Here is a 7,210-nt window from a genome sequence, read left to right on the forward strand (position 1 = left end):
ATAAGAGAACTTGAAATTTTACGCGATCGCATTATGTCTGAACTGAAATTAGGTAAGCAAGCTACAGGGTATAAAAATGTTCAGAAGGTTCTCAATCGTTTCATTTCTGAACTAATCGGTTCAGTTTAGCTGTTTGGGGAATTCGCCAACGGTATCCGGTGATGCCTTGTTCGTAGATGAGTGGATACTGTTGGAAAAAGTGTTACAAATGGATAAACAAAAGTGTTACAACTAGAAGCCGCAACTATAAATAGAGGTGTAAACTTACGTAATACTTGACAATACAAATATGTATTACATTCGCCAACAGTATCGTATATCGTATCATGAGTGAATTTGAAATAGTCAATCAAGAACTGACGATTCTGTTAGTGGATGACGAACCCGATAACTTTGAAGTCATCAGCGGCATTCTGTACAATTGTGGCTATCGTTTGGGATATGCATCCAGTGGTGTTAGTGCTTTAGAACGGCTAAAAAAGAGTCAGCCTGATGTGATTTTGCTTGATGTGATGATGCCAGAATTAGATGGCATTGAGGTGTGCTGTCGCATCAAGGCTAATCCAAATTGGAAGCATATTCCGATCGTTATGGTCACTGCATTGAATGGGAAAGAAGATTTAGCTCGTTGCCTCGAAGCTGGAGCTGATGATTTTCTGAGTAAGCCTGTAAGTGCAGTAGAGTTACGCGCCAGAATTGGCTCGATGCTCCGCATTAAGCAACAGTATGATGCCCTCAAAGCCTCTCTGCAACTGCGATCGGACATGGCAAATATGATTGTGCATGATTTGCGTAATCCGCTGTCCAGCATTCTTCTGTCCTGTGAAATGCTGGATCGAGCAAAGTTGCCCGATCAATATCAAACTCGGATCAATCGCATAAAAATAGCGGAACAACAGTTGCGATCGCTAACCGAAAGCCTACTGCTAATGGCAAAACTAGAGTCAGGAAAAATGATCCTGAATCTTGAGGAAATTCACCTGAGTCGCCTTGTTAATACTTGTATCAGCGATATGCAGGCGATCGCAGGGCAGAAAATGATTCAGATGATTCCCGACCTCCCAGAACTCGAAAGACCCATTTGCGCCGATAAGCTTGTGATGCGTCGAGTTTTAGACAATTTATTGTTAAATGCGATTAAATTTTCTCCGTCAAAAAGTCAAGTCACGGTGCAAATCAATTATTTAGACGACCTGATAACCCAGATTCGAGTGATTGATATGGGTGTTGGAATCGCTGACGAGCTGAAGCAGCGAGTCTTTGAAAAGTATGAAATTGGTACTCTGATGGAAGACATTCAGCAAGTTGGCTTAGGGTTAGCATTTTGTCAGATGGCGATCAAAGCTCATGGCGGCAGGATCTCAGTGGAAGATAATCAGCCCCAAGGGTCAGTCATCTTAATAGAAATCAGCAGCCTCCCTCCGGGAGCAAAACACCCTTACTTTTGAAACTGGCCGATCCCTCAGTTTAAGATTAGATTTTTCCATAACCCTCTTCTGTCACTCTCCGAAAACATTTGCCATTTCTGGATTTTAGAGCTTTTGTATGGCAAGCAATCGCGCGATTCTTTTCTAATAACAAATACAAGACCCATTTTTTCTAATAGTATAGCTTGTATTCATTGCCTCATAAGGCTTCTAGCGATCGCCCTCCCAGAGAGTGACACAAGAGGGATAAGTAGGTAGGCAGGAAAAAACCCAACTATGTTAAGATAAGTAAATACGGAGAATAAATTTACCGAGGTAACTAAAATATGGGCGCTCGTTTAAGAGCAATACCCCTGAATGAAATTGTTAAACTGCTTGCGGGGTCAGGATTTTCAAGTCTTTTTCCATATCTCTGATTTCAGATTTATGGGAAGAGTTTTTGTGCGCGGTGAGAACTGGCTTTGGAAAAGGTAGAAATATCTACCAGGACTTACGCAACTGTCACAAGCGATGGCGCAGCGTAGCTGCGCCTCGCGCCCAACAACTAAACGATAAACATGGGAATGTCCGGACGTTTTAGTTGTTGAACTAAATAATTTGACAATAATCCATGCTTAATTTGATAAATTGTTTGACCACTTTTATAAGCTAAATCTTTGAGTCGAAGCCAGACTAAAATAGCGCAGGCAATATGGTTTCTTTGAATACGACCCTTGCGACATTGGCATGATTCAATACCAGTCAACTGTTTTAATTCTCTATGAAACTCCTCAACCTTCCAACGAACCTTACACGCTTTTTGCACAACGTCCGTAGAGTCTTGAGATAAATCGTTTGTAGCGATAAAATCCGTTCTGTCGGTGGAGACAGTTACCCGGAATAGTTTCACTTTTTTAGCTTGAGGGAACTTTTTAATTTTAACTATTTTACCTGATTTTAACTCCTCTTTATCCCAAGATAACAATTCAATTCTTTGATAATCTTCTTGACCTGAAGTATCATCAACAAGTCGATTACGTTTCAGAGGACAATAATAATATTTCCCTAATCCATCAATATATAACATCAATTTATTTGTCGCATACCAAGTATCCATCAAGACAGCTTTAAATGGTAGAGCCTTATTATACACATGGTTTTACAGCATTTACATCACATGCTCTATCTTTGTTTTCCCATCTCTATCTGGGTCATAAATGCGATAGTCAACTACCCAAAACTTTCCGAGTTCATGATTTACATATACACAATTTACTAGCCCAATCCCTTGAATTACACCATGCTCGTTGCCACTATATTGGCGTTTACTTGGCTCTATTTCAATAGCGTATCGTTTATCAATTACTGTGTCATCAAAAACCAAGTAGGCGTTATCATTTATTTCTATTAAATCTTTCACGTTATCCCAAAGAATCCGAGGTGTTAATTTTTCGTTCTTTAAATAACGGTTGATTTTATCATGACTGATCTGCTCTAAATGCTCTGCCAAGTTTGTGAGCGTATAATTAATCTGGCTACTTAACAAGTACTGGCAATAGTTAAGTTTAGTAAACCTCATAAAGCTATAGGATTTATTTTATGCATCCTAAAGCTAATCTTCTCATGATTTGATGAATACTTAACACAGCCAATTACTGTTACTAATTTCAGCAATGTCCTCTGAGTAGACCACCTTTTTGTAGTACAGAAATACTATAAAAAGGCGATCGCACTGTGCCAGTTGCGTAAGTCCTGATGAATAATTGAGTCGCAAAACTGGGAGGTACAGAATAACCGATAATTGACCCAGCCGTAGCAGTCTCGTTGGGAAACTCGTACCAACCGGGAAACCCTTGTAAGATTGCAGCCCCCTCAATAGACAAAGACTTGACTGCACCATCCGGCAACCAGATATCAGCGAATTTGCTACGGTTACAACCTTTGTGATCTGTAAAATGCGATCGCAGTATGGTATTAGAGGGTAGATGCCCAGGCTTGTACTTTAGTCTGTTGCGTCCCCCAACTCTCTCTATTAGCAATGGCGTTGGTTCGTTAGCCATCAGAAATTGTTCTACCGCTTGCCGTTGTTTGGGGAGTAGTTGGGAATCGGGCATCGTAGGGATTAGATGGGCGATCGCCCCGTACCAACCGCAAGGTGTAGTTCCCGAAGGTAAAGCAACGCGAAAGCCTCTACTGGCAACCAAAACTAACCCTCTTTTGTCAGAGTGGGAAAACCCAATCGCTAAAAGCCTTTCGGAGCTTTGCTTTTCACCTTTGGGCTAGAAATTTTAATTAATATTAGAGAATAAAGCCTCAAACCTTTGTTGAATCAAAGTTCCAGAGTCTGGCTACGATTATTGTTTTCCGAGAGTGACAAAACAGGGCTAACCGCCGCCGCGCCTGGGGTAGCCCAAAGTCAGCCATGTTGACCACGCTGTAATCGACCGAGTATCCCTCTGATTCCAGAACTTGCAGAATGATACTGAAACTCTGACTGTTCTGATAGCGTGGGACATTTTCGAGCGTAAACACCCGTGGCTGCAACTGTCGGATCGCTTCTGCTACTGCGATCGCAGCCGTCAGATCGTCACCAGTTTCCTCACCCTTACCCGCTTTGGCTGTGTGGGCTTGGCTGAAGTTGGCGCATACTGGGGAGGCGTGAAGGTAGTCGGGGCGGCGGGGAAAACCTAGAAATCCTGACTGCGCTACTTCTTGCACTGTTAGCTGGATTATTTTACAGCCATATTCGCTGAAGTTGTGGTGATGAGTTTTGGCGATCGCCCGACTCAATTCTGGTTTGTTTGGGTCGAACTCGACTGCGATAGCTGGGCGAATACCAGCTTGCACCATCCCCGCTTCAATTCCGCCGCCACCAGCGAATAGTACTACGGCGATCGCTGCATTATCTGGAAGAACTGGTTTTAATTTTGTGTTATCAAAATTTTTGCAGACATCTAATTTTAGCGATGTCTTTTTGGTTTTCGCTTTTTTGATAAAGGCGATGATATTCTCTCGTGTTGCCCTCTCTTGTTGCAGTGTCCGAATCATTGTCACAGCGCCAGGGGGAATTGAACCTATACTTTTGCCTTTCCATGCCCCGTTTATCTTCTCTTTCCAATTGAATGCCCATCGCCAATCTTCGGGATTATTCGGGTCACGTTCACCAATCACACGGGGATAAGAAACAGTCTCCCCATCAAGTAGCTTTTTAGTTTCGAGGTACTGATAAAGACAACCGACTGATTCCCCCTGTGAGGCTTTGACCCTTTTCTCTAAGAATTTTTCGGGTGTTGCAGATAACTCAGCTATTACTGATTTAATCATGCAGCCACCTCCATGACCAAATCATCGGGTACTTCAAAAATTCCCAACCGCCCAATGTAGGGAATCGGCGTAATTTCTCGCGGATTCTCCAGATGCCAATGGTATTGCCCAGCCATCCCCCAGCCAGATGCAACTTGTGAAAACTTGCAATCTACTATTGTGACAATGCCAATGACTTGACCGCGACGTAGAGATATTAGTTCTGGGATTACTACTCCCATGCTTTGACAAAATTCTTTCGCCTCAAAGTATTCTTTTTTGGTACAGGTTTTTGCGGCGTGAATCAGAATGTCGCCGCGATAATGAATGGGCCAACCACGGTTTTCAATATTTTTTAGAGCATAAATTATCGCCCATGCCCAAGGCTGACGGACGGATAGCGCTTTCATCTGTTTTAAAACTCCAGCAATTGAACGTAAGCGTCTAATGCCGCGATCGCTGGATGTGGATGTATTTGCGACTTCAGCCCATTGCAGATTGTGGCGATAGTTCCAAGCTCTATGAAAGTGAAATGAATATTGGACTGACGGTCACAACAGCGATGTATAACTGTTAGAAGAACAAAATTCAACTGTCTGAGAATTACATCTTCAGCTACATGAAGTCGCCAAGTAAGGTTTTCGGAAGTAACCGAACGCCAGGGGTTATCGAAAGAACACTTTTCAACTTCGGGCAGCACTTTTACCTTAAACCTGTAATCTCGGTCAGTAGTAGAACATTCATCAGGGGCAAGAGCCGCCCATTGTTGTAAAAGTTGTTGGTAAGTTTCAATCATTCTTAGTTCCCTATGTTGCGTAAAAGACAATGTTTATCCTCCAGTAGAGCCTTAAAAACTACGACCACGAGATAAATTCTTGAATCTGGTAAACTGATGGTCAAATAAAAGCTTGACTGTACCAGTAGGGCCATTGCGTTGCTTGCGAACAACTAACTCAGCAATGCCACGATCGGGGGTATCGGGGTTATACATTTCTTCGCGGTAAAGCATGATCACAACATCACTGTCTTGCTCAACAGCACCACTGTCTTTTAAATCACTTAGTACAGGGCGTTTATCGTTACGGTGTTCAACTTCGCGGTTGAGTTGGGACAAAGCCAGTACAGGCACATCCAAATCTTTGGCTAATCTTTTTAATCCGCGGCTGATTTCACCGACTCGTTGAGCCATGTTCACCCGTGAATCAGTATCAAGAGCCATAAGCTGTAAGTAGTCAATGATCACAAGCCCAACACCACCGTAATGGGATGAAATTCGGCGGACTTGGCTACGGATTTGATTAAGAGAAGGGCAAGATTCGTCGTTGATGAAAATCTGTTGTTCGCTCAACTCTGCGATCGCCACGCTCAAGGGTTGCCACTGACTTTCATTTACCTTCCCAGTTTCCAAGAAGTTATTCTCAATGCCGGATTCGCTGCTTAAGAATCGCTGTACATACTCATCAGTAGACATTTCCAAGCTGAAAACGCAAATAGGCATCTTCCCAGTTTTGGCAACATTAAGAGCGAGATTACCAGCCAAAGCGGATTTACCAACAGAAGGACGAGCAGCCAGTACATACAACCGTCCTTTGCGAAAACCACCGCCAAGTATACTGTCGAGATCATAAAATCCAGTCCTTGCTGCTGGTGAGCCTGTACCAGCATGACGCGCTTCAATTTCGGTAAAAGTGTCGGCTAGGGCATGAGAAATATGAACCAAGTCGGAGCCAGAATGCTCAGACGTAATGCTGTAGACTTTTTGTTCGGCTTCGTCGAGAATTACAGGTAAATCAGTTTCGGTGGCATAGCCGAGTTGAACAATCTCAGTGCCAGCAAGGATTAACTGCCGCCTTTGGTATTTTTCCATTACCAAGTCAGCTAAAGCATCAATGTTCACAGCTGACACAGTGCGGTCAACCAGACTGGCCAGTTTATTGCGTCCACCGATACGGAACAATAAACCATTATCAGACAACCAGTTGGTAATGCAAAGCAAATCCGTTGGTAATCCTTGGCTGTACAGTCGTAGAGCTGCTTGATAAATGTCTTTGTGGGCATTGATGTAAAAAGCATCTACCACCAAGCGATCGGTGATTCGGCTCATGGCACTTGGGTCGAGCATGATGCCACCGAGTATTACTTCTTCAGCCTCAATGCTTTGTGGGGGTAAGCGGTCTTCTTGCGATGTGAAGTTTGATTTGTCTTGTGTCATAGTTCACCTCATTTGAAAATTTTGATTTCTAGAAAATCTAGATTCCATATTGTTCACGCAGCTTGTGGGTGTAAGTAGGCATACATGGAGGGATGTGTCAGCTTTAACCAATCCAGCCATTTGAGCGTTGCACCTGGGTCTTGTTGGTCATAACGGCTGCTAAAAGAAGCGATCGCTTTGTCCTTGCCAACTTCATCCATGCGGTCTAGAAGGAATGGCACTAAGAAAAGCTCTAAACTATGCAGAATAAGGGCTACAGCTTTTAAGACTCAGACGGGGCAGACGATAT

The 7,210-nt window shown here is 43.1% G+C and carries 7 protein-coding genes and 1 pseudogene; 1 reads left to right on the forward strand and 7 read right to left on the reverse strand.

Features of this window, described 5'->3' with window-relative positions; genetic code table 11:
• Window positions 1-326: 326 nt before the first annotated feature.
• Window positions 327-1,448 carry a hybrid sensor histidine kinase/response regulator gene (locus RM347_RS35315; RefSeq protein WP_322718287.1) on the forward strand — a complete coding sequence of 374 codons (1,122 nt, stop codon included), beginning with the start codon at window positions 327-329 and terminating at the stop codon, window positions 1,446-1,448.
• Between the two features lie 523 nt (window positions 1,449-1,971).
• On the opposite strand, the pseudogene RM347_RS35320 reads toward RM347_RS35315, so the two are convergent.
• From RM347_RS35320 to RM347_RS35350, 7 genes and pseudogenes are all read right to left on the reverse strand, one after another.
• Window positions 1,972-2,985: pseudogene (locus RM347_RS35320) on the reverse strand (IS701 family transposase).
• Between the two features lie 88 nt (window positions 2,986-3,073).
• Complete coding sequence (locus tag RM347_RS35325) at window positions 3,074-3,610, reverse strand: DNA cytosine methyltransferase (protein ID WP_322718288.1); 537 nt, start codon at window positions 3,608-3,610, stop codon at window positions 3,074-3,076.
• Window positions 3,611-3,719: 109 nt separating this feature from the next.
• Window positions 3,720-4,730 carry a DNA cytosine methyltransferase gene (locus RM347_RS35330; protein WP_322718289.1) on the reverse strand — a complete coding sequence of 337 codons (1,011 nt, stop codon included), beginning with the start codon at window positions 4,728-4,730 and terminating at the stop codon, window positions 3,720-3,722.
• Window positions 4,727-5,119, reverse strand: a complete 393-nt coding sequence (locus RM347_RS35335) for an ASCH domain-containing protein (RefSeq protein WP_322718290.1) — start codon at window positions 5,117-5,119, stop codon at window positions 4,727-4,729. Before RM347_RS35335 ends, RM347_RS35330 begins: the two co-directional genes overlap by 4 nt.
• A 5-nt stretch (window positions 5,120-5,124) precedes the next feature.
• Entirely contained in the window at window positions 5,125-5,505 is a 381-nt protein-coding gene (locus RM347_RS35340; RefSeq protein ID WP_322718291.1) for a hypothetical protein, read from the reverse strand.
• A 51-nt stretch (window positions 5,506-5,556) separates the two neighbouring features.
• On the reverse strand, window positions 5,557-6,921 hold the full coding sequence (gene dnaB, locus RM347_RS35345) for a replicative DNA helicase (RefSeq protein WP_322718292.1): 1,365 nt from the start codon (window positions 6,919-6,921) through the stop codon (window positions 5,557-5,559).
• Window positions 6,922-6,974: 53 nt separating this feature from the next.
• Window positions 6,975-7,142, reverse strand: a complete 168-nt coding sequence (locus RM347_RS35350) for a hypothetical protein (RefSeq protein WP_322718293.1) — start codon at window positions 7,140-7,142, stop codon at window positions 6,975-6,977.
• Between the last annotated feature and the right edge of the window lie 68 nt (window positions 7,143-7,210).

Origin of the sequence: Nostoc sp. ChiQUE02, assembly GCF_034531305.2 — a bacterium.
Classification (GTDB): Bacteria; Cyanobacteriota; Cyanobacteriia; order Cyanobacteriales; family Nostocaceae; genus Nostoc.